At 70.5% G+C, this 20,489-nt stretch carries 18 protein-coding genes and 1 pseudogene; 9 read left to right on the forward strand and 10 right to left on the reverse strand.

Going from position 1 to position 20,489, the window contains the following annotated elements; genetic code table 11:
• Window positions 1-5 precede the first annotated feature (5 nt).
• The gene (locus C2U31_RS09130; RefSeq protein ID WP_103272558.1) at window positions 6-866 is read right to left on the reverse strand and encodes a MaoC/PaaZ C-terminal domain-containing protein; all 861 of its coding nucleotides are present in this window, start codon (window positions 864-866) and stop codon (window positions 6-8) included.
• A gap of 8 nt (window positions 867-874) precedes the next feature.
• Window positions 875-1,789 carry an SDR family NAD(P)-dependent oxidoreductase gene (locus C2U31_RS09135; RefSeq protein WP_103272559.1) on the reverse strand — a complete coding sequence of 305 codons (915 nt, stop codon included), beginning with the start codon at window positions 1,787-1,789 and terminating at the stop codon, window positions 875-877.
• 141 nt (window positions 1,790-1,930) lie between these two features.
• Here C2U31_RS09135 and C2U31_RS09140 point away from each other — a divergent pair, with 141 nt between their 5' ends.
• Together C2U31_RS09140 and C2U31_RS09145 are read left to right on the forward strand one after the other, a co-directional pair.
• Window positions 1,931-2,830 (forward strand): LysR family transcriptional regulator, encoded by a 900-nt coding sequence (locus C2U31_RS09140; RefSeq protein WP_103272560.1) that lies wholly within the window; start codon window positions 1,931-1,933, stop codon window positions 2,828-2,830.
• Between the two features lie 193 nt (window positions 2,831-3,023).
• Complete coding sequence (locus tag C2U31_RS09145) at window positions 3,024-3,998, forward strand: tripartite tricarboxylate transporter substrate binding protein (protein WP_103272561.1); 975 nt, start codon at window positions 3,024-3,026, stop codon at window positions 3,996-3,998.
• Window positions 3,999-4,079: 81 nt separating this feature from the next.
• On the opposite strand, the gene C2U31_RS09150 is transcribed toward C2U31_RS09145, so the two are convergent.
• From C2U31_RS09150 to C2U31_RS09165, 4 genes are read right to left on the reverse strand one after another with little or no spacing between them, the layout of a single operon-like run.
• Window positions 4,080-5,048: a tripartite tricarboxylate transporter substrate binding protein gene (locus C2U31_RS09150; protein WP_103272562.1), complete on the reverse strand. Its 969-nt coding sequence runs from the start codon at window positions 5,046-5,048 to the stop codon at window positions 4,080-4,082.
• A gap of 53 nt (window positions 5,049-5,101) precedes the next feature.
• Window positions 5,102-6,622, reverse strand: a complete 1,521-nt coding sequence (locus C2U31_RS09155) for a class I adenylate-forming enzyme family protein (RefSeq protein WP_103272563.1) — start codon at window positions 6,620-6,622, stop codon at window positions 5,102-5,104.
• Between the two features lie 14 nt (window positions 6,623-6,636).
• Window positions 6,637-7,809, reverse strand: a complete 1,173-nt coding sequence (locus C2U31_RS09160; RefSeq protein ID WP_103272564.1) for a thiolase — start codon at window positions 7,807-7,809, stop codon at window positions 6,637-6,639.
• On the reverse strand, window positions 7,806-8,207 hold the full coding sequence (locus C2U31_RS09165) for a Zn-ribbon domain-containing OB-fold protein (protein ID WP_103272565.1): 402 nt from the start codon (window positions 8,205-8,207) through the stop codon (window positions 7,806-7,808). Before C2U31_RS09165 ends, C2U31_RS09160 begins: the two co-directional genes overlap by 4 nt.
• A 196-nt stretch (window positions 8,208-8,403) precedes the next feature.
• Between C2U31_RS09165 and C2U31_RS09170 the strand changes: the two genes are divergently transcribed.
• From C2U31_RS09170 to paaG, 3 genes are all read left to right on the forward strand, one after another.
• Entirely contained in the window at window positions 8,404-9,594 is a 1,191-nt protein-coding gene (locus C2U31_RS09170) for an acyl-CoA dehydrogenase family protein (protein WP_103272566.1), read from the forward strand.
• 85 nt (window positions 9,595-9,679) lie between these two features.
• Window positions 9,680-10,810, forward strand: a complete 1,131-nt coding sequence (locus C2U31_RS09175; protein ID WP_103272567.1) for an acyl-CoA dehydrogenase family protein — start codon at window positions 9,680-9,682, stop codon at window positions 10,808-10,810.
• Window positions 10,807-11,631 carry a 2-(1,2-epoxy-1,2-dihydrophenyl)acetyl-CoA isomerase PaaG gene (paaG, locus tag C2U31_RS09180; RefSeq protein WP_103272568.1) on the forward strand — a complete coding sequence of 275 codons (825 nt, stop codon included), beginning with the start codon at window positions 10,807-10,809 and terminating at the stop codon, window positions 11,629-11,631. Before C2U31_RS09175 ends, paaG begins: the two co-directional genes overlap by 4 nt.
• 187 nt (window positions 11,632-11,818) lie before the next feature.
• Here paaG and C2U31_RS09185 read toward each other — a convergent pair.
• Window positions 11,819-12,703 (reverse strand): annotated as a pseudogene (locus C2U31_RS09185) (LysR substrate-binding domain-containing protein); the annotation flags it as partial.
• A 248-nt stretch (window positions 12,704-12,951) separates the two neighbouring features.
• On the opposite strand from C2U31_RS09185, the gene C2U31_RS09190 reads away from it, so the two are divergent.
• Genes C2U31_RS09190 through C2U31_RS09200 form a run of 3 tightly spaced genes read left to right on the forward strand, consistent with a single transcriptional unit; the run spans window position 12,952 to window position 15,796 of the window.
• Window positions 12,952-13,782, forward strand: a complete 831-nt coding sequence (locus tag C2U31_RS09190) for a MaoC family dehydratase N-terminal domain-containing protein (protein WP_103272569.1) — start codon at window positions 12,952-12,954, stop codon at window positions 13,780-13,782.
• Complete coding sequence (locus tag C2U31_RS09195) at window positions 13,779-14,972, forward strand: CaiB/BaiF CoA-transferase family protein (protein WP_103272570.1); 1,194 nt, start codon at window positions 13,779-13,781, stop codon at window positions 14,970-14,972. The genes C2U31_RS09190 and C2U31_RS09195 overlap by 4 nt, the downstream gene beginning before the upstream one ends.
• The gene (locus C2U31_RS09200; protein WP_103272571.1) at window positions 14,969-15,796 is read left to right on the forward strand and encodes a CoA ester lyase; all 828 of its coding nucleotides are present in this window, start codon (window positions 14,969-14,971) and stop codon (window positions 15,794-15,796) included. The genes C2U31_RS09195 and C2U31_RS09200 overlap by 4 nt, the downstream gene beginning before the upstream one ends.
• A gap of 129 nt (window positions 15,797-15,925) precedes the next feature.
• Here the strand turns inward: C2U31_RS09200 and nadB are convergent, their stop codons facing one another.
• The gene (gene nadB, locus C2U31_RS09205) at window positions 15,926-17,515 is read right to left on the reverse strand and encodes an L-aspartate oxidase (RefSeq protein ID WP_103272572.1); all 1,590 of its coding nucleotides are present in this window, start codon (window positions 17,513-17,515) and stop codon (window positions 15,926-15,928) included.
• A 10-nt stretch (window positions 17,516-17,525) separates the two neighbouring features.
• A complete protein-coding gene (gene nadA / locus C2U31_RS09210; protein WP_103272573.1) occupies window positions 17,526-18,653 on the reverse strand; it encodes a quinolinate synthase NadA in 1,128 nt (375 codons plus the stop codon).
• Window positions 18,654-18,952: 299 nt separating this feature from the next.
• Here nadA and C2U31_RS09215 point away from each other — a divergent pair, with 299 nt between their 5' ends.
• Window positions 18,953-19,843: a sugar kinase gene (locus C2U31_RS09215; RefSeq protein WP_103272574.1), complete on the forward strand. Its 891-nt coding sequence runs from the start codon at window positions 18,953-18,955 to the stop codon at window positions 19,841-19,843.
• A gap of 160 nt (window positions 19,844-20,003) precedes the next feature.
• On the opposite strand, the gene C2U31_RS09220 is transcribed toward C2U31_RS09215, so the two are convergent.
• A complete protein-coding gene (locus tag C2U31_RS09220; protein WP_103272575.1) occupies window positions 20,004-20,486 on the reverse strand; it encodes a 2-amino-4-hydroxy-6-hydroxymethyldihydropteridine diphosphokinase in 483 nt (160 codons plus the stop codon).
• Window positions 20,487-20,489: the final 3 nt, after the last annotated feature.

A 20,489-nucleotide genomic window follows, 5' to 3' on the forward strand; every position in this document is an offset into this window, starting at 1 on the left:
CCGGCTCATGCGCGCACCTCGGCGGTGCCATTGCTCATGACCACGACGCCGCGTTCCAGCGCGCGCGCCAGGAAGCGGACCTGGCCGTCGGGCAGGCGCCAGATGTCGCATTGCAGCGTCTCGCCGGGATAGACCGGCGCCGAGAAGCGCGCGTTCAGGCTGGCCAGGCGCGAGGCGTCGTAGCCGCAGCAGGCGCGGACGATGGCGTGCGCGGCGACGCCGTAAGTGCAGAGCCCGTGCAGGATTGGGCGCGGATAACCCGCACGCCGCGCCACCTCGGGATCGGCGTGCAGCGGATTGCGGTCCGCGTTGAGCCGGTAGAGCAGCGCCGCCTGCGGCGCGATGCGCAGTTCGCAGCGGAGGTCCGGCACGCCTTGCGGCGTGGCGGGCAGGGGAGCGGGGCCGTCGTCGCCGCCGCCGAAGCCGCCGTCGCCCCGGCAGAAGGTGGTCTGCGTCAGCGTGGCCAGGCAGGCGCCGGCCTCGTCGTGCAGCGTGCGCTCGGTGATCACCAGCGCGCCCTTGTCCGCGCCCTTGTCGACCACATGCGTGTTGCGGCTGCGGCCGATGATCACGCCGGAGGCCGGCAGCGGCGCGTGCATGGCCAGGCGCTGCTCGCCGTGCACGACCTTGATCCAGTCGATGCCGGTGCGCGGGTCGCGGACCCAGAAGCCGGGATAGCCCAGCACCACGCTCATGGTGGGAAAGGCCAGCAAGTCGCGCTCGTACACATAGCGCAGCTGGCGTTCGTCCTCGGGGTCCTGGCCCAGGCCGATGCCCAGGGCATACAACATGGCGTCCTTCTCGTCATAGCGCTGGCGCACCTCGTCGAAGCGCCAGTCCTTCACGGTTGCGTAGTCCAGCGGCATGGCGTCTCTCAGATGGGGTCCCAGTCGATCACGTCGGGCGAGCGTTCCAGCGCATAGAAATGCTTGCGCATCGCGGGCATGGCGATCTCGCCGATGCGCTCCGGCGTCCAGCCCTCGCCGTGGTGCACGCTGCGCAGCGGCCTGGGCTGGCTCATCAGCATGATCTCGTTGGCGCGCACGGCGAAGACCTGCGCGTTGACGGCGGCAGCGGCGTCGCTGGCCAGGTACACCGCCAGCGGCGCGACCTTGCCGGCCTCCATCTTCTTGAGTTTTGCCACGCGCGCCTTCTCGTCGTCGGTCTCGGCGGGGATGGAGCTGGTCATGCGGCTCCAGGCGAAGGGCGCGATGCAGTTCGAGCGCACGTTGTAGCGCGCCATGTCCAGCGCGATGGACTTGGACAGCGCCACCACGCCGAGCTTGGCCGCCGCGTAGTTGGCCTGGCCGAAATTGCCGATCAGGCCCGAGGTGGACGTCATGTGCACGAAGGCGCCGGATTCCTGCTCGCGGAAGTAAGGCGCGGCCGCGCGGCTCATGTAGAACGAGCCGTTCAGGTGCACCGCGATGACCTGCGCCCACTCGTCCTCGCTCATCTTGTGGAACACCCGGTCGCGCAGGTTGCCGGCATTGTTGATCACCGCGTCGATGCGGCCGAACGCGTCGACGGCGGCGCGCACCACGCGGCTGGCGCTGTCGTAGGCGGCCACGCTGTCGGTGCTGGCCACGACCTGTCCGCCGGCCGCCGCGATCTCGCGCGCCACGGCCTGGGCCGGGCCGTCGCCGCCGCCTTCGCCGGCGAGCGAGACGCCGATGTCGTTGACCACGACCCTGGCGCCGGCCTGCGCCATCGCCAGCGCGATCTCGCGGCCGATGCCGCCGCCCGCGCCCGTCACCACCACCACCTTGCCTGACACGATGCCGCTCACTGGACTTCCCCTATTCGTGGAAAACAGTTCCGCATCCCAGCCCGGGTTTCCAGTCTGGTTCGCGGGTTTTCATCATGGTAGATTCGGCCGGGCATACACAGAATTCAAAATTAGAGATGCCCCCCTTCCGCGTGGTGGAACATGAGACATGACCTGACCGACCTGCGTTTATTCGTGAACGTGGGCGAAACCCTCAACCTGACGCGCGCCGCAGAACGCACCTTCCTGTCGCTGCCCGCTGCCAGCGCGCGCGTCAAGAACATGGAAGAAGCGTTCAAGGCCCGGCTGCTGGTGCGCATGGCCACCGGCGTGGCGCTGACGCCGGCGGGCGAAGTGCTGCTCAAGCATGCCAACGCGGTCTTCCGGCAGCTGGAATGCCTGAACGCCGACCTGCAGCCCTACGCCAGCGGGCTGAAGGGCCGCCTGCGCCTGCTGGCCAACACGACCGCCACCAATTCCTTCCTGGCCGATGCGCTGTCGACCTTCCTGGCCGAGAATCCCGACGTGGACGTCGAGCTCGAGGAAAAGATCTCCGGCGATATCGTGATTGCGATCCGCGCCGGCGCGGGCGACCTGGGCATCGTGGCCGGCAACATCGACGTCGAAGGGCTGGACGTGACGCCGCTGTTCCGCGACGAACTCACGGTCGTGGCCGCGCTGGATCATCCGCTGGCCAGCCTGGAGTCCGCGCATTTCGCCGATCTGATCGACGCCTACCAGTTCGTCGGCATTCATCCCAACAGCGCCATCCAGACCTTCCTGGAGGACATCGCCAGCGGCCTGGGCAAGCGTATCTGCCAGCGCGTGCACGTGGGCAGCTTCGAGGCCGTGTGCCGCATGGTCGAGGCCGGCGCCGGCATCGCCGTGGTGCCGCGCGCCTGCGCCGCGCGCTACAGCCGGCCGGGCGCGTTGCACGTGCTCAAGCTCGACGATCCGTGGGCGCTGCGCGACCGCTTGCTGTGCCGCCAGCGCGGCCGCGACCTGCCCAGCTTCGCCGAGTGTTTCATCGGCCACCTGCAGCGGGCGGCGCAGGCGCAGTAGCGCCGGCAGGGAGACCGCTGGGCGTGTAAGAGTCCGATTTTCGGGGAGCGCGCTGAAAGTGTCCGCCGAGCGGACTGCGCGTGCGAACGAAGAGGGGCTTCCGAAAATGCGTAGCGGCAATCTCCGTGTCTCGGCAAATAATGAAAGTCGCGCCGGCCAGCCCGGTGACAAGAACGAGACTCTGGAGACTGCCGTGTTCAATCCTCAACGCCGCCGCGTCGTCGCGGGGCTGGGCGCCGCCGCCGCATTCCCTGCCGTCCGCGCCGCATCCGCCTGGCCCGGCCATGCCGTGACGTTCATCGTGCCGTTTCCGCCGGGCGGGCCGGTCGACACCACGGCGCGCTTCGCCACCCAGCCGCTGGGCCGTCTCTGGTCCGTGCCTACCGTGGTGGACAACAAATCCGGCGCTGGCGGCATCGTGGGCGCGCAGTTCGCCGCGAAGGCGGAGCCCGATGGCTACAGCCTTTTCTTCGCCTCCATCCACCATGCGGTGCTGCCCAGCCTGCGTGACAACCTCAGCTACGACATCCTGCGTGATTTCGAGCCTGTGGGCATGGCGGCGGTGTTCCCCATCGTGCTGGTGGTCAATCCGTCAATGCCGGTGAACAGCGTGAGCGAGCTGATCGCCTATGCCAAGGCTCAGCCCGGCAAGCTGTCGTTCAGCTCGTCGGGCACGGGCGGCGGCACGCATCTGGCCGGCGAACTGTTCAATGCCATGGCCGGAACCAGGATCCAGCACGTGCCGTATCGCGGCAGCGCGCCCGCCATGCAGGACCTGGTGGGCGGACAGGTGCAGCTGATGTTCGCTGACGGACCTTCGGCGGTGCCGCAGCTCAAGGCCGGCAAGGTGCGCGCGCTGGGCGTGGGCAATCCGCGGCGTTCGGCGTTGCTGCCGGACGTGCCCACCATCGCGGAATCCGGCTTGCCGGACTACGAGGCTTATTCGTGGAGCGGCATGATGGCGCCGCGCGGCACGCCGGCGGCCATCGTCGCCAAGGTGAACGCGGACCTGGTACAGGTGTTGTCGGATCCCGCCACCGCCAGCAGCATGATCGCCGCGGGCGCCGAGCCCAAGCCGGGCACGCCGCGGGCGTTCGGCGATTTCGTCGCGGCCGAGATCGGAAAGTGGCGCGAGGTGATCCGCAAGGCGGACATTCGCGTGGAATGAATGCGCCGCGAGCCGCGTCCAGGATGGGCGAGGCTCGCGGCCCGGGCGGCGCGGCGGTGGTTCAGGAACGGGCAGCGCGCATCAGTTGGCCTGGATGTTGGCGCTGCGTATCACGTCGGCCCACAAGGCATATTCCTTGTCGATGCGCTCCTGCAAGGCGCGCGAATCGCCGGCGTTGATGGTGTAGCCGCCGTCTGTCATGGCCTGGCGGAACGCGGAATCGCTCGAGACCTGGGCCAGCGCCTTGGTCAGCCGCTGGTGCACCGGGTCCGGCAGCTGCTTCGGGCCGACCAGCGCATACCAGCCCACCACTTCATAGTCCTTCAGGCCGGCCTCGATCATCGTGGGCACGTCGGGCAGCTCGGGATTGCGAGTGCGAGACGTGACGGCCAGCGCGCGCGCCTTGCCGCTCTTGATGAAGGGGATCGCGGTGCTGGTGATGTCGAACATGAAGGTGATCTTGCCGCTGATCACATCCACCATGGCGGGCGAATTGCCGCGATAGGGCACGTGCAGCATGGGCGCGTCGGCCTGCTTCTTCAACAGCTCGGCCGACAGGTGGTTCGAGGCGCCGATGCCGGCCGAGCCGAACGACACCGCGTCCGGATGCTTGCGCGCGTAGTCGACCAGTTCAGGCACGCTGGTCGCGGGCACTTGCGGGCCGATCAGCAGCACGTTGGCGTAGTCCACCACCAGGCCGACCAGCGAGAAGTCCTTGCGCGGATCGAACAGCGTGCTGCGCTGGACCAGCGGCGACATGGTCAGCGTCGGGCTGGCGGCGAAGCCCAGCACGTAGCCGTCGGGCGTGGCCTTGGCGGTGGCGTCCGAGGCGATCATGCCGCTGGCGCCGGCGCGGTTTTCCACGATCACGGGCTGTCCCAGCTTGTCGCCCAGGTATTTGGCGAAGACGCGCGCCGTGGTGTCCACGGGACCGCCAGGGGCATAGCCCACCAGCAGGCGGATGGGCCGGTCGGGATAGGCGCTCCAGGCCGGCGTCGCGGCCAAGGCCGCGACGGTGGCCGCGGCGGCGAACAGGGTCTTGAGGTTCACGCTGTGTCTCCTTGTGTGCGCCGGCCGGTCGCGCCGCGGAACAGGCTCCGCGGCTACGCCAACCGGTCTTTCAGCGGCTGCTTCAGGATTTTTCCGCTGACCGTGGTGGGTATGGCGTCGATGGGAATGATCTGCGCGGGCCGCTTGTACGGCGCGAGCTGCGCGCGCAGGTGCAGCATCAGCAGGCGGGTGTCCAGCGCGGCGCCGGGCAGCGGCTCGACGAAGGCGACGACCTCTTCGTTGTGGTCTTCGGTCTGGCGCCCCACCACGGCCGACAGCCGCACGCCGGGAAAGGCGTTGATGACCGATTCCACCTCGATGGGATAGACGTTGAAGCCGGAACGGATGATCAGATCCTTGCTGCGTCCGGCGATGAACAGCGCGCCGTCGGCATCCACGTAGCCGATATCGCCGGTATCCAGCCAACCGCCGGGCAACAGCGCGCGCGCCGTCTGCTCGGGATCGCGGTAATAGCCCAGCATGACGCCGGGCCCCCGGATCAGGATGGTGCCGCGCTCGCCAGGCTCCGGCGTGGCGCGGTCCGGGCTGCCGATGCGCCATTCGACGCCGTCCACCGCGTAGCCGGACGAGCAGTCGCCGCGCGGGCGGTCCATGTCGGTGATGAACATGGAGCCGGCATATTCGGTGATGCCGTAGCCGTGATGCATGGGCAGTCCGAAATAGCGTTCCGCGTCGCGCTTGAGCGTGGGGTCCAGCGCGGCGCCGCCGGTATAGAGATATCGCAGGTTCGGCGCGCGCAGCTCGCCGCGCGGCGGCGCGGACGCCAGCAGGCGGCTGAACATGGTGGGCACGCCCTGCAGGATGCTGATGCCGGGCTGGCGCAGCGCGCGGTACACGTCCTCGGTATCGAAGCGGCTGCGCACCACCAGGCTGGCGCCGGCGTGCTGCGTGGCCAGCAGCACCGTGGCGATGCCGAAGATGTGCGACAGCGGCAGCGCGGCGTAGCCGATGTCATGCGGCGTCAGCCGCCGCGATGCCGCCGATATCCGCGCGAAATGCAGCAGGCCCCGGTGCGGCACCATCACGCCCTTGGGCGTGCCGGTGGTGCCCGAGGTGTAGATTAGGGTGGCGACGGCGTCGGCCAGCTCGCCGGTTTCCGCCGCGGGCGGTTCGGACGCGAGGCTGGCATCCACGCCGCCGCCCCAGGCGGGCAGCGCGGCGGGCGTGGCGCCGGCGGTCTCGGCATGTTCGCGCGCGGCGGACGAAACCCCGCTGGTGTACAGCGTGAGCCGGGGCCGCGCGTGCTGGCGGATGCTGGCGACTTCGCGCGCCGACAGCCGCGCGTTCACGCCCACCTGCCAGGCGCCGGCCAGGCTGCAGGCGAACAGCGACACGACCATGGCGGCGCAGTTCTCGCCCACCAGCATGACGCGGTCGCCGCGCGCCACGCCCTGGCCGGCCAGCCAGGCCGCGGCCTCTTGCGCGCGCTGCCACAGCTGGCCGTAGCGGACCACGCCGCCGCCTTCTTCGTACAGGCAGACGGCGTCGGGCTGGCGCTGCGCCTGCCGGGCAAGGATGTCGTGGATGCGGTCGGGGGAATCGGAATGAGGCATGGAATGTCGCGGGTTCAAAGCGTGGCCTGGATGCCGAGAATGGCGGTGGATTGGCTGGACAGCGTGCCGCCGTTGCCATGCACCAGCGCCAGCGCGGCGCCGGACACCTGGCGCGCGCCGCATTCGCCGCGCAGCTGGCGCACCGCCTCGATCATGATGAATACGCCGTACATGCCGGGATGCACGCAGCACAGCCCGCCGCCGTTGGTGTTGACCGGCAGCCGGCCGCCCGGCGCGATGGCGCCGCCGGCGATGAAGTCGCGCGCCTCGCCCTTGGCGCAGAATCCCAGGTCTTCCAGGAACAGCAGGGTATTGATGGTGAAGGCGTCGTACAGCTCGACCACATCGATGTCGGCGGGCTTCAGTCCGGCCATCTCGAAGGCGCGCCGGCCCGACTCGGTGGCGGCGGTGATGGTCAGGTCTTCCATCGACGAGATCTGGCGATTCCAGACCGAGGTGGCGTTGCCCAGCACATACACCGGCGGCCGAGGCAGGTCGCGCGCGCGTTCGGCGCGCACCAGCACGTAGGCGCCGGCGCCGTCGGTCACCAGGCAGCAGTCGCGCGCGCTGAGCGGATCGGACATCATGCGGGCGGACAGGATCTGTTCCAGCGTGGCCGGTTCGCGCAGTTGGGCCTCGGGGTTGAGCTGGGCCCATTGATTGGCGGCCAGCGCCACCTGCGCCAGGTCTTCGCGGCGCGTGCCGTACTGGTGCATGTGGCGGGCAGCCGCCAACGCGTAGGACGACAGCGGGCTCAGCGGCTCGTAGGGCGTCTCGTAGGGTTGGGGATCGAACTGCCTGCGTACCCGGCCGATCTCCGCGCGCGACAGCGCCGACGTGCGCTGCGTGCTGCCGTAGCAGACCAGCACTGCCTGGCACTGGCCCGAGGCCAGCGCGTGCAGCGCCGGCAGCAGATGGGCCACGAAGCTGGAGCCGCCCAGCATGGTGCTGTCGATGAAGGTGGGCCGTATGCCCAGGTGCTCGATCACGGGCATGGCCCACATCGGCGCGGCCACGCTGGCGGTGCAGATGCCGTCGATATCGCGCATGGACAGGCCGGCATCGGCCACGGCGCGCTGCGCCGCCTGCACCAGGATTTCCATTTCGGTATAGCCCTGGGCCTGCCCCAGGCCGGCGTGGCCCACGCCTGCCACGGCCACCGCGCCTCGCAGATCGTGCAGTTTCATGCTGCCTCCTGTTGCGGCGCGAACACCAGCAGGCCCTGGCCGTTCTCGGACGCAATCCGGGCGCGCACGGACATGCCGATGCGTACCGCCTCCGGTGGCACGCCCTCGACGCGGCTCATCAGCCGCACGCCTTCCTTCAGGTCGACCAGCGCGACGTTGTAGTCGCCGCCGGCTTCGGGCTTGCGCCGCACCACGGTGGTCGAATAGACCACGCCGGCGCCGTCCGGCTCGAACCAGGACAGACGGTCGGCGCCGCAATGGGGGCAGATCATGCGGGGATGGAACACGGCCCGCTCGCAGCCGCCGCAACGCTGGATGAGGAAGATGCCCCGGTCCAGCGCCCGGCGGTAGAGGGCGTCGGCGCCGCAGTTGGCGGGCGGGCTGTCGAGGGAGGTCATGGGGTCGGGACGGGAGCGTTGGACATGGCTGCTAGTGTCCGCAGCGTGACGCGCTTCGGCCATTCTTCATTGCTGAAGCTGGTCTTTTGCGCGTCCGTAGGGCGACCCTCTCTGCCTGCGCGGAAGGCCGTCTTCGGCAGAGGCAGATTGCCGGGTCGCCAGCGCGCGTGGCTAGATACCGGAAAAGGAGACAGATATGAACCTGACCTGGACGCCCGAGCTGCGCCGCTTCCGCGAGGAGGTCGCGGCCTTCGCCGCCGCCAGCCTGCCGCCGGATATCCGCGACAAGGTGCTGCGACATCAGCGGTTGGAACGCGACGACTATGTGCGCTGGCACCTGGTCCTGGCCGACCGCGGCTGGGGCGCGCCCACCTGGCCCGTCGAGCACGGCGGCACCGGCTGGAACGCGCTGCAACGGCTGATCTTCGAGGTCGAGTGCTTCAAGGCGGGCGCGCCGAGGCTGCTGCCCTTCGGCCTGTCCATGATCGGACCGGTGCTGATGAAGTACGGCAGCGCCGCGCAGCAGGCCGAGCTGCTGCCGCGCATCATCCGCGTGCAGGACTGGTGGTGCCAGGGTTATTCGGAGCCGGGTTCGGGTTCGGACCTGGCCTCGCTGTCGACCCGCGCCGAGCGCGACGGCGGCGAGTACGTGGTCAACGGCCAGAAGACCTGGACCACGCTGGCGCAATACGCCGACCGCATGTTCTGCCTGGTCCGCACCGATCACGGCGCGCGCGCCCAGCGCGGCATTTCCATGCTGCTGCTGGACATGCGAGCGCCCGGCGTCAGCGTGCGTCCGATCCGGACGCTGGACGGTGGCTGCGACGTCAACGAAGTCTGGCTGGAAAACGTGCGCGTGCCGGCCGTCAACCTGGTGGGGGAAGAGAACCAGGGCTGGACCTACGCCAAGTACCTGCTCGGCCACGAGCGTACCGGCATCGCCGGGCTCGGGCATTGCCACCGCGAGCTGGGCATCCTCAAGCGCATGGCGTGGCAGGCGACTTCACGGGGCCGTCCGCTGCTGGAAGACAGCCGCATGCGCGACCGCATTTCGCGCATCGAGGCCGACATCATGGCGCTGGAGATGCTGCTGCTGCGCGTGGCCGCCGGCGACGGCGGCGCGCCGGGCGCCGAGGCGTCGGTGCTGAAGATACGCGGCTCCGAAATCCAGCAGGACCTGGCCATGCTGCAGATGGAGGTGGCCGGCCCGGACTGCTGGCCCTACGACCCGGACTGGATGCTGGCGGGCGCGGACTGGCACGGGCCGGGGCCGGAGATGGCGGCTGCCGCCGGCGCGGGCTACGCCGACATGCGCAAGACCTCGATCTACGGCGGCACCACGGAAGTGCAGAAGGGCATCATCGCGCGCCACGCGCTGGGGCTGTGACATCCGGATGCTGGTCGCCGGATGCTCGTCAGCGGCAGCCCGTCGACGGAAGCCCGGCGCCCCCCTCCCACAAGGAAAACCACGCATGGATTTCATCTATACCGAAGAACAGCGCATGCTGGCCGACAGCCTGCGGCGCCTGGTGGCGCAGGACTGGACGCAGGCGCGGCGCCGCAAGCGCCAGGCGGCTGGTACGCTCGACGCCGGAGCCTGGGATGCGCTGGCCGGCCTGGGCGTGCTGGGCCTGAACATCGCCGAGAATTGCGGCGGTTTCGGCGAGCCGCCAGCCAGCCTGCTGCCGGTGCATCTTGAACTGGGGCGCGGACTGGTGTCCGAGCCGGTCATTCCCAGCGCCGTGATGGGCGCGGCCCTGGTGGCGGCTTGCGGCGAGGGCGCGCGCCGGCGCTGGCTGCCGGGCATCGCCTCGGGCGAGTGCATCGCCAGCGTGGCCTGGCAGGAGCCTGGCCGGCGCTATGACCCCGATCCCGCGAATTGCCGCGCGTCGCGCGACGGCCTGGGCTGGCGGCTGGACGGCGCCAAGCATCTGGTCTGGCACGGCGCGGCCGCCGCCGTCTGGCTGGTCTGCGCGCGTGGCGAGGATGGCGCGCCGCTGCTCCTGGCCGTGCCGGCGGGTATCGCCGGCGCGCGCGTGACCGACACGCCCACGCTGGACGGCGCGCGTTGCGCGCGGCTGGACTTCGACGGCGTCCGGCTGGACGCGGAAGCGCTATTGGCGCAGGGCGAGCCGGCGCGACAGGCGCTGGCCGAGTCCCTGCATTGGGGCACGGCCGCGCTGTGCGCGCATGCGGCCGGGGCGATGGAGCGCCTGCTGGAGATCACCGTCGACTATATCAAGACCCGCAAGCAGTTCGGCCAGCCCTTGGCAAGCTTCCAGGCGCTGCAGCATCGCGTCGCCGAGATGTACGTGGCCAAGGAGCTGGCGCTGTCCATGGCCTATGTGGCGGCGGCCGCGCTGACCGAGGACGACCCGCTACGGCGCCGCCGCATGCTGGCGTCGGCCAAGCTGGAAACGGCGCGCGCCGGCCGGCAGCTGGCGCAGGCGGCGGTGCAGCTGCATGGCGGCATGGGCATGACCGACGAGCTGGAGGTGGGCGACTACTTCAAGCGGCTGACCGTCGCCGACCAGCTGCTGGGCGATAGCGCCGAGCAGCTGGCGGTGCTGGAAGCGCTGGCGCGGGAGGAGGAGGGAACATGAACGATGTGGCGGACGTTGGCAACGACGAGGCCGGATATGCGCAGATCCGTTTTTCGTTGCGCCAGGGCGTGGGCCGCATCACGCTGAACCGGCCCGAGCGGCTGAACAGCTTCACCGAGGCCATGCATGCCGAACTGGCCCGCGCGCTGGACGCGCTGGAGGCCTGCGAGGGCCTGCGCGGATTGATCGTGACCGGCGCGGGCCGGGGCTTTTGCGCCGGCCAGGACCTCTCCGAACGCAAGCCGCCCGCTGCCGGCGAGCGTCGCGACCTGAGCGTGGGGCTGGAGACGCGCTACCGGCCGCTGATCCTGCGGCTGCGCGCGTTGCCGGTGCCGGTGGTGTGCATGCTCAACGGCGTGGCCGCCGGAGCGGGCGCCAGCCTGGCGCTGGCCTGCGACGTGATCTACGCGGTGGAATCGGCCCGCTTCGTGCAGGCCTTCAGCAAGATCGGCCTGTTGCCCGACGCGGGCGGCACCTGGTTCCTGCCGCGATTGGTCGGCTCCGCCCGCGCGATGGGCGCGGCGTTGTTCGGCGAGTCTGTCAGCGCGCGGCAGGCTGAGGCCTGGGGCCTGATCTGGCGCGCGGTGCCCGACGAGGCGCTGGCGGCGACGCTGGCCGAGATCGAAGCCACGCTGGCGGCGGGGCCGACGCGTGCCTACGCGGCGGCCAAGCAGGCGTTGCACGCGTCCAGCGGCAATACGCTGGCGCAGCAGTTCGACCTGGAAACCCGGTTGCAGCGCGAGCTGGGATACACCGACGACTACCTGGAAGGCATGCGCGCCTTCGCCGAAAAGCGTCCGCCGGCGTTCACCGGGACTTGAGCGGGGCCTTCGCGCTGCGGGGGGATCTTGCCGCTTGCGGCCTGGCTGCCTGAGTCTCCGCAGCCCGAGTCTCGGCAGCCTGCGTCCTTGCCGCCGGAGTCCTTGCAGCCGGCGTCTTGGCGGCAGCGCGCGGCTTGGCTGAAGCCCGCACGGCTTCGTCCGGCCGCGCCGTGTCGCCGGACTCGTCGCGCGACTCCTGTATCTGCGCGATCAGCTCGCGCGCGCAGCCGGGCAGGGCGTCGATGTCGCGCAGCAGCAGCTTGCGCTCGCGCACCACCCAGGGTTCGTCCAGCTCGACCACGCGCAGGCCCTGGCTGGCGCCGTAGCGCCGTGCGGCCGAATCCGGAATCACGCCCACGCCGACGCCTGCCTGCACCATGCGGCAGATGGAATCGAAGCTGTAGAGCTGGATGCGCTGGGGCAGGCGCTGGCCGGCCATTTCCAGCTGTTCGCGCAGGAAGGCCACCAGCGTGGAGCCTTCGTGCATGGTGATGAAGGGATAGCGGACGGCCTCGGTCAGCTTGACCTTGGCGCGGTCCTGCAAGGGGTGGCCGTTGGGCGTCACCAGCACCAGGCGGTCGGTGCTGAAGTGGATGGCCTGCAATTCAGGCGCGTCCACCGGGCCGGCCACGATGCCCAGGTCGGTGGTGCCGTCGCGCACGCCGCGCACGATGTCGCGCGTCAGCCGCTCCTGCAGGTCCACGGTCACGCCCGGATGCCCGGCCAGGTAGCGGGCCAGCAGGTCGGGCATGAACTCGGTGACCGCCGTGGTGTTGGCGAAGATGCGGATATGGCCGGCGTCGCCGTCGGCCTGTTCCTGGAAGTCGTGCTTCAGGTGGTCCACCTGGCGCAGGATCACGCGCGCATGCTGCAGCAGGCGCTGGCCGGCGGGCGTGATCTCCACGCCCCGGCTGTCGCGGTACAGCAGGCGGGTATTGAGCTGGTTCTCCAGCGCCTTGATGCGCACGCTGACCGCGGCCAGCGACAGGTGGGCGCGCTTGGCCGCCTGCGTCAGGCTGGGGGATTCGGCGATGTGGATGAACAGGCGGAGGTCGGGAAGATCAAAGTGCATGCGCCATATTAGTGATCCGTGGCGCGACGCGCCACCCGTGCGATCCTCGGAATCTGTCTGGCGCAGACGCTCCCGAGCGGGGCAGCGCGGAGCCGGCTTTGCCGGTCCGCGGCTGCGCCCCCTTGAGGGGGCGCGCGCAGCGCTCGGGGGTGGTCCCCCTAAAGGCGGGCTTGAGCAAAAATGAATTCACAGGGAGCGCGCATTCCAGGCATGCTCCCGCCATGCAACCCTCGACCAAGGATACCGGCATGACCTCCAACGACCCCGCCGCCTGGATCGGCAGCAGCGAGCGCCTGGCCGACGCGCTCGATCCCGGCCATGCCGCGCGCATCGCCGCCGCCCTGGGCGGGCCGGCGCCGGCCCGCGGCGACGCGTTGCCGCCGCTGTGGCAATGGGCCTTCTTCATCAGCGCCGTGAGCCAGGATGGGCTGGGGACGGATGGCCATCCCTCGCGCGGCGGTTTCCTGCCGCCGGCGCATGACCGCAACCGCATGTGGGCCGGCGGCCGGGTCGAATTCGTCCGGCCGCTCAGGGTCGGCGTGCCGGCCGAGCGCGTGTCCACGGTGGCCGACGTCAAGGAAAAGACCGGCCGCACGGGTGCGCTGCTGTTCGTCACCGTGCGCCACGAATACCGCCAGGACGGCGAGGCCGCGATCCTGGAGGAACAGGACATCGTCTACCGCCAGCCCACGCCGCCCAAGTTGTCCGGGTCCGAGCCGGCGCCCGAGGCGCAGTGGCGCGACCCGGTCGAGCCGACTTCCGTGCTGCTGTTCCGCTATTCGGCGGTGACCTTCAACGGCCACCGCATCCACTACGATCATCCCTATGTCACCACTGTCGAGGGCTATCCCGGCCTGGTGGTGCACGGGCCGCTGATCGCCACCGAGATGGTCGCCGCCTTCGTCCGCGCCCATCCCCAGGCCAGGCTGAAGCATCTGTCGTATCGCGGCCTGCGGCCGTTGATCTCGCCCACGCCCTTCCATGTCGCGGGCCGGCTGGAGGGTTCGGGGCTGGCCAGGCTGTGGGCCGAGCAGGACGGCACCCTGGCGCACCAGGCCGAACTGAGGTTCGAGGCATGAGCGCGCCCGCCCCCCGCCCGCTGGACGGCATCACCGTCGTCAGCCTGGAGCACGCCATCGCCGCGCCGTTCTGCACCCGCCAGCTGGCCGACATGGGCGCGCGCGTGATCAAGATCGAGCGCCCCGGCGCGGGTGATTTCGCCCGTGGCTATGACGAGCGCGTGCGCGGCCTGTCCTCGCACTTCGTCTGGACCAACCGCTCCAAGGAAAGCCTGACGCTGGACCTCAAGCGTGACGAGGCCGGCGACGTGATGGAACGTCTGCTGGCCGGCGCCGACGTGCTGGTGCAGAATCTGGCGCCGGGCGCGGCCGCGCGGCTGGGGCTGTCGTTCGAGGCGCTGCATGCGAAGCACCCGCGCCTGATCGTCTGCGATATCTCCGGCTATGGCGAAGGCGGCCCGTACCAGGACAAGAAGGCCTACGACCTGCTGATCCAGAGCGAAAGCGGTTTCGTGTCCGTCACCGGCACGGCCGACGGCCCGTCCAAGGCCGGCTGTTCCATCGCCGACATCGCCGCCGGCATGTATGCCTATTCGGCCATCCTGAACGCGCTGCTGCTGCGCGGCAGGACCGGCGAGGGCAGCCGCATCGACGTGTCCATGCTGGAAAGCATGGTCGAGTGGATGGGCTATCCCATGTATTACGCCTTTGACGGCGCGCCGCCGCCGCTGCGCGCGGGCGCGGCCCACGCCACCATCTATCCCTACGGGCCGTTTCCCGTGGGCGGCGGGGCCACCATCATGCTGGGCCTGCAGAACGAACGCGAGTGGCGCGTGTTCTGCGCCCAGGTGCTGCGCCAGGCCGAACTGGCCGAGGATCCGCGCTTCCTGTCCAACTCGCAGCGCACCGCCAATCGCGAGGCGCTGCGCACGCTGATCGTCGACGTCTTCGCCGGCCTGGACATCGATCAGGTCACGCAGCGGCTGGAGGATGCACAGATCGCCAATGCCCGCGTCAACGACATGGCCGGGGTCTGGGCGCATCCGCAGCTCCAGGCGCGTCAGCGCTGGCGCGAGGTCGGCAGCCCGGCCGGCGCGCTGCCGGCGCTGTTGCCGCCCGCCACCAACAGCGCCTACGCGCCGCGCATGGATCCCGTGCCGGCCGTGGGCGAAAACACCGACGCAGTGCTAGCATCATTGGGGTACGCGCCCGACGAGGTGGCGCGACTGCACGCCGCGGAGGTCGTATGACCCATCCCATCGTTCGTACCGCGCTGTTCGTGCCGGCTTCCCGGCCCGAGCGCATCCCCAAGGCGCTGGCCAGCGGCGCGGACGCCGTGATCGTGGACCTGGAAGACGCCGTCGAGCATCTAGCCAAGGACAGCGCGCGCGAAGCGCTGTGCGACTTCCTGGGCACGCATCCTCAGGCGCGCCTGTGGGTGCGCATCAACGACGCCGCCACGCCCTGGCACGAGGACGATCTCAAGGCGCTGCGCGGCAAGGCCGGCGTGACCGCCATCCTGCTGCCCAAGGCCGAAAGCCTGGCGCAGGCGCGTCATGCGGCACAGACGGGGCTGCCGGTCATTCCCATCATCGAAACGGCGCGCGGCGTGCTCAATCTTGCGGAAGTCGCGGCCACGCCCGGCGTGGCGCGGCTGGCCTTTGGCAGCCTGGATTACGCGCTGGACCTGGGGTTGTCGCCTGACTCGCCGGGCGCCGGGATCGTGCTCGACCATGCCCGCATCCAGGTGCTGTTGCAGACCCGCGCGGCCGGGTTGCCGCCGGCGCTGGACGGGGTGTTTCCCGGCGTGCAGGACACCGCCGGTCTGGCGCGCGCAGCGTCCAGGGCGCAGCAGATGGGCTTTGGCGGCATGCTCTGCATCCATCCGGCCCAGGTGCCGCTGATCCATCAGGCTTTCGCGCCGGCCGCCGCCGAGCTGGACTGGGCGCGGCGCGTGCTTGCCGCGCATCGCGATGGCGGGCCGGGCGCGTTCATGCTGGACGGGCGCATGGTGGACGCGCCGGTCATCGCGCGGGCCAGGCAGGTGCTGGCGCAAGCGGGCGAGTCGGTATAGCGCGCGGGCTTGCCGGCCACTCGGCGTGCGCATTTGGGGGGGCGAGACCAGGAGGGGAGGCTGCGCGGCCTGGCGACCGGGAGCCGCGTCCCGACTTCGCGTATCCCGCCACCGCGCCTGGAACTAGAGCTAGGGGCCGCCCGGCGCGTCGCTGAGGGCGGGCCAGTCGCTGCTGGCGTGCGCGCCCCGGCTTTCCCGCCGCCGCGCCGCCGCGTCGACGATCAGGCCGCACACATCCAGCTGGTTGCGCAGCGCCAGCCAGCGGGCGTCCCGTCCGGGATCCGCATCGGGCGGCAATTCGCGGCGCCATGCTGCTATCCGTCTGGCCGCGTCGGCCAGCCCCTCATCGCTGCGGATGATGCCCGCTTGCTGCTGCATCAGGCGTCGCAGTGCAGCGCGTATCGTGTCGGGCGCGCCGGGCACTTCCGGGGCAGGCCGCGTGGCTGGGCGAGCAGGCAGTTGCGCCCGCGCCGGCGATGACGCCGCCAAGGCTCCCGCGTTTACTGCATCGCCCGATGCGGCGATGGCGCTTGCCGCCGCCCGCCCCATCACCACGCATTCCAGCAGCGAATTGCTGGCCAGCCGGTTGGCGCCATGCAGGCCGGTGCGCGCGACTTCGCCCACGGCGTGCAGGCTGGCGATGCCGGTGGCGCCGTCCACGTCCGCGCGGACGCCGCCGCAGGCATAGTGCGCGCAGGGCGCGACCGGCATGGGCTGCGTGGCGATGTCGATGCCATGCGCGGCGCACAGCGCCGTCACGGCGGGAAAGTGCCGCTCCAGCCAGGCGCGCGGCCGGTGCGAGATGTCCAGGTGCACATAGGGCAGATCGAGACGCGACATCTCGGCCCAGATCGCGCGCGCCACGATGTCGCGCGGCGCCAGTTCCGCGCGCGGGTCGTGCGCGGGCATGAAGCGCTCGCCGCCCGGCAGGCGCAACACGGCGCCTTCGCCGCGCAGCGCCTCGGTCACCAGGCCGGCCGCGCGGCCATCCACCTGCAGCGCGGTGGGGTGGAACTGCACGAATTCCATGTCCGCCACCTGGCAGCCCGCGCGCCAGGCCATGGCCACGCCGTCGCCGGTCGCGGCATCGGGGTTGGTGGTCTGGGCATAGACCTGTCCCAGTCCGCCCGTCGCCAGCACCGTATGACTGGCCAGCCAGGGCGTGATATCGCCGTCGCCGACGCGCACCCGTGCGCCGAGGCAGCGCCGGGTCGCGCCGGCATCGGCGGGTTCGGCCAGCAGCAGATCCAGCGCGGCCGCATGTTCGATCAGCCTGATGTTGGGCCGTGCGCGGCATTGCCGCAGCAGCGCGGCGTGCACGGCCCGCCCGGTGGCGTCGGCCGCGTGGGCGATGCGGCGCGCGCCGTGGCCGCCCTCGCGCGTCAGGTGCAGCGAGCGGCCATCCTCTTCCCGCGTGAAGGGCACGCCGAGTCCGAGCAGCCAGTCGATCGCCGCGGGGCCTTGCGCCAGGATGCCGCGCACGGCGTCGGCGTCGCACAGCCCGGCGCCGGCGACCAGCGTGTCCTGGACGTGCGCCTCGATGCTGTCGTCCGGCGCCTGCGCCGCCGCGATGCCGCCTTGCGCCCAGGCGCTGGCGCAATCGTCCGCCGGGCCCTTGCTCAGCATGACCACGCGCAGATGCGGCGGCAGCGACAGGGCGGTGGCCATGCCGGCCAGGCCAGCGCCGATGACGAGCACGTCTGTCGATTCCGGATGCATGGACCTGTCCTCAGGCCGGGCCGAAGTGGCGGTACAGCGCGCCGTCGCGCGCGAAGTCGCCGCTGCTGCGCACCGGCTGGCGAGCCGCGGCGGCGAAATCCAGCATGCGTTCGATGGGCCGGCGCGCGGCCAGCGCGATGGCCGGATCCAGCGCGATTTCGCCTCGGCCCGAGGTCAGGGCCTGCTCCACGCCGTCCAGCGCGTTCATCGCCATCCAGGGACACAGCGCGCAGCTCTTGCAGGTCGCGCCATGGCCGGCGGTGGGCGCGGCCAGGAAGGTCTTGCCCGGATGGCGTTGCCGCATGTCGTGGAGGATGCCCTGGTCGGTGGCGACGATGAAGGTGTCGGCATCGAGCCGGCCGGCGGCGGCGATCAGCTGCGTCGTGGAGCCGACCACATCGGCCAGCGCGGCGACGCCGGCCGGCGATTCGGGATGGACCAGGATGGCCGCTTGCGGGTGCTCGCGCGACAGCGCGGCCAATTCGTCGGCCTTGAACTCGTCATGCACCACGCAGGAGCCTTGCCACAGCAGCATGTCGGCGCCGGTCTGCGCCTGGATGTAGGCGCCCAGGTGGCGGTCGGGGGCCCACAGGATCTTTTCGCCGCGGGCGTGCAGGTGCGCCACGATGTCCTGTCCTACCGAGGACGTCACAACCCAGTCGGCCCGCGCCTTCACCGCGGCGCTGGTGTTGGCGTAGACCACCACGGTGCGGTCGGGATGGGCGTCGCAATAGCGGCTGAACGCGTCGGCGGGACAGCCCAGGTCCAGCGAGCAGGTGGCCTCGCCGTCCGGCATCAACACGCGCTTGCGCGGGCTGAGGATCTTGGCGGTCTCGCCCATGAAACGCACGCCGGCCACCACCAGGGTGGACGCGGGATGGTTGGCGCCGAAGCGCGCCATTTCCAGCGAATCGCCGACGCAGCCGCCGGTTTCGCGCGCCAGGTCCTGCAGCGGGCCATCCACGTAGTAGTGGGCGATCATCACCGCGTCGCGCTCACGCAGCAGGCGGCGCAGCCGGTCGGCGGCCTGGCGCTGCTGGTCGGGGCTTTGCGGCGCGGGCACGCGGGCCCAGGCCTGGCCAACGCCGCAGGCGCCGGCGGAAGTCGGGTGGTCGAACGCGACGGACTTGATGGACATGGCTGTCTCCGGTTCCGGAATGGGTTCGGGAAAATTATACTCATATTGAGTATTAAAGAAAGCGCCCGAAAGCGATGCCCGATTCCGCCGGTTCCAGACTGGCATCATGCCGGGCCGGCATCGCGACGGCGCGGGCGCGGGGAATGGCGTAGCATGGTGCGGCCCGAAGATGGGTGGTTCGCGCGGGAGGCGACCCTTGCACGGGCGGCCAGCCTCCGCTAGGCGGGCCAGCGCCACGACCATCATCCCTTTGCAACGCGATCGCCGCCTTGTGGCGGCGCGACCTACAAGGCAGGAACATGAGCTGCACGTCCCTATTCATCGGACATACCTATATCGACGTCACCCTGCTGGCCGATCATTGGCCGACCGGGGACGAGAAGAGCGTGGCCAGCGACTACGCGGTGTCCTTCGGCGGCAATGCCGTGACGGCGGCTTTCGCCTGCGCCAAGCTGGGCTCCGCGCCCGATCTGATCTGCTCCATGGCGCCGGACTGGCTGGGCCACATGTATGCCGACATGGCGGCCGCCCACGGCGTGGCGCTGCACACGCGCCAGGTGCGCCGGTCCTCGCTGTCCTGCATCATGCCCAACCACGGCAAGCGCGCCATCGTGCGCGCCCGCGATGCCGACTATCTGAACGATTTCCCCCGCCTGGACATCAGCGGCTACCGCGCGCTGCACCTGGACGGCCATCAGCCCGACGCGGCGCTGCACTACGCGCGCGCCTTCCGCCAGGCCGGCATCCTGACCTCGCTGGACGGCGGCGGCGTGCGCGAGAACACCGACGAGCTGTTGCGCTACATCGACGTGGCCGTATGCGCCGAGCGCATGTGCGAGCAGATGGGACTGTCGCCGCAAGGCCTGCTGGAATTCCTGCAGGCCCGGGGTTGCCGCGTCGGCGCCGTCACGCTGGGCGAGCGCGGCATGCTCTGGTATGGCGAGGACGGCAAGATCCGCGAACTGGCTTCACTGGGTGTGCCGGCCGAGCGCATCGTGGACACTTCGGGCGCGGGCGACGTGTTCCACGGCGCCTATGTCTGGTCGTACCTGAATCGTCCTGAACTGCCGTGGTCGGAGCACTTCACGTTTGCCCGCGCGGCGTCGGCGCACAAGATCCAGCATCTGGGCAACGAGGCGGGACTGCCCGGCGTGGAAGATGTTGAACGCGCGATGATGGAATTCAAATAGAGGACCCCACCGAGCGCTGCGCGCCTCCCGCTTCAACAGGGCGCCGCTACGGACCGGCCGAGCCGGCACCGTGCGGCCTCGATTCGGGAGGCCGGTGTGGGGCCGGGCGTGGTGCCTGGCTTGGATGTCGGGATGGGGAGGCGGTTGTCTCGCGGCGCCTTTACAGCGGGGAGATGGGCTGGTCGTGGATGTCGGCCAGCCAGTCGGCGGCCGGGCGGCCGGCGACGCGCAGGGTGGGGGCCAAGTCCAGCAGCGGACGCAGCACGAAGGCGCGCAGGTGCATGCGGGGATGGGGCAGGACCAGGCGCGGGTCTTCGAGGGACTGGTCGCCGTGGAGCAGCATGTCCAGGTCCAGCGTGCGCGGCGCGTTCTTGTAGGGGCGCTCGCGGCCGTGGCGCAGTTCCAGGGCCTGCAGCACGTCCAGCAGTTCCAGCGGCGCCAGCGTGGTGTCCAGCGCCGCGGCGGCGTTGACGAAGTCGGGGCCGGTGGCCTCGACCGGAGCGGTGCGGTAGAAGCGCGAGGCGGTCACGGCGGCGATGCCAGGCGTCTGGCGCAGTTCGTCCAGCACCGTCTTGAGGGTGGCCGCGCTGTCGCCCAGGTTGGCGCCGAGCGCGATATAGGCGCGCACGCGATCCGCGCTCATCGC

The sequence above is a fragment of the Achromobacter sp. AONIH1 genome (genome assembly GCF_002902905.1).
Classification (GTDB): Bacteria; Pseudomonadota; Gammaproteobacteria; order Burkholderiales; family Burkholderiaceae_B; genus Achromobacter.